The 838-nt window shown below is 54.5% G+C and carries 1 protein-coding gene; it reads right to left on the bottom strand.

The genetic code is table 11. The annotated features are described in order from the left end of the window. Positions 1–420 precede the first annotated feature (420 nt). A partial coding sequence (locus MiSe_RS49370; protein ID WP_226594918.1) for a hypothetical protein occupies positions 421–838 on the bottom strand: 418 nt, incomplete at its 5' end.

Here is an 838-nt window from a genome sequence, read left to right as displayed (position 1 = left end):
GAGGGTAGGGGCACGGCAGCGAAGTCTTTTGGTCTGGTGCAAAGATTGTGGATGCCGTGCCCCTACATATCGTCGGTGTGACGATGTTTGAGGGTAGGGGCACGGCAGCGAAGTCTTTTGGTCTGGTGCAAAGATTGTGGATGCCGTGCCCCTACATATCGTCGGTGTGACGATGTTTGAGGGTAGGGGCACGGCAGCGAAGTCTTTTGGTCTGGTACAAAGATTGTGGATGCCGTGCCCCTAGATATCGTGGGTGTGGTATTCGTTGACGGCATTCGGGGCACGGCGGCAAAGTCTTTTGGTCTGGTACAAAGATTGTGGATGCCGTGCCCCTACATATCGTGGGTGTGACGATGTTTGAGGGTAGGGGCACGGCAGCGAAGTCTTTTGATCTGGTACAGAGATGGTCGTGCCTTGCCCCTACATATCGTCGGTGTGGCGATGTTTGAGGGTAGGGGCAATCATCGCTTTTGGTCTGGTACAGAGATGGTCGTGCCTTGCCCCTACATATCGTGGGTGTGGCGATGTTTGAGGGTAGGGGCACGGCAGCGAAGTCTTTTGGTCTGGTACAGAGATGGTCGTGCCTTGCCCCGAAAGATCGTGGGTGTGGCGATGTTTGAGGGTAGGGGCAATCATCGCTTTTGGTCTGGTACAGAGATGGTCGTGCCTTGCCCCGAAAGATCGTGGGTGTGGTATTCGTTGGCGGCATTCGGGGCAAGGCAGCGAAGTCTTTTGATTTGGTGCAAAGATTGTGAATGCCTTGCCCCTACATATCGTGGGTGTGGCGATGTTTGAGGGTAGGGGCAAGGCAGCGAAGTCTTTTGATTTGGTGCAAAGA

The sequence above is a fragment of the Microseira wollei NIES-4236 genome, assembly GCF_020521235.1.
Taxonomy (GTDB): domain Bacteria; phylum Cyanobacteriota; class Cyanobacteriia; order Cyanobacteriales; family Aerosakkonemataceae; genus Microseira; species Microseira wollei.
Note: the sequence above shows the minus strand (reverse complement) of the source record. Positions and strands in the feature narration are given on the sequence as shown.